This window comes from Mesorhizobium sp. M3A.F.Ca.ET.175.01.1.1, assembly GCF_004791945.1.
Lineage (GTDB): Bacteria > Pseudomonadota > Alphaproteobacteria > Rhizobiales > Rhizobiaceae > Mesorhizobium.
This window is the reverse complement of sequence record NZ_SRTP01000119.1, coordinates 1-339: the sequence shown is the minus strand read 5'-3', so window position 1 is coordinate 339 and position 339 is coordinate 1. Positions and strand designations below refer to the sequence as shown.

At 62.5% G+C, this 339-nt stretch carries 1 protein-coding gene; it reads right to left on the bottom strand.

The annotated features are described in order from the left end of the window. Positions 1 to 147: 147 nt before the first annotated feature. The coding region (locus tag EN818_RS33060; RefSeq protein ID WP_210237325.1) for a hypothetical protein at positions 148 to 339 on the bottom strand (192 nt) is incomplete at its 5' end.

The window sequence follows — 339 nt, the reverse complement described above, 5'->3', positions numbered from 1 at the left end:
GCGAGATCGATTGACATCGATCCCTGTTCGCCAAAGCGGAGTTCCGCCCCCGGCTTCGACAGATGTGGATTTGGTTCCCCCAGCAGCATCCTTGCCACTGGTTCGATGTGCTGCGCGAGCAGCCGGGAGAATGCGTCTGCTGACATGCTAGCCCGCCACCTCTTCGTCCGGCCTCCACTTCTCGAAATCCGCCTCGATCTGAGCCCAGTTGGTGGGGTGCTGCGCCTTTAGGTCAGGCGTGTATCGGCCCGCAACGAACTGGCCGCGTTCGGCGCCGCGTTCCAGCCAGTCCCGCGTCCAGCGGCTCGGATCGATCTTGACGTGCTTGAAATCGGCCTT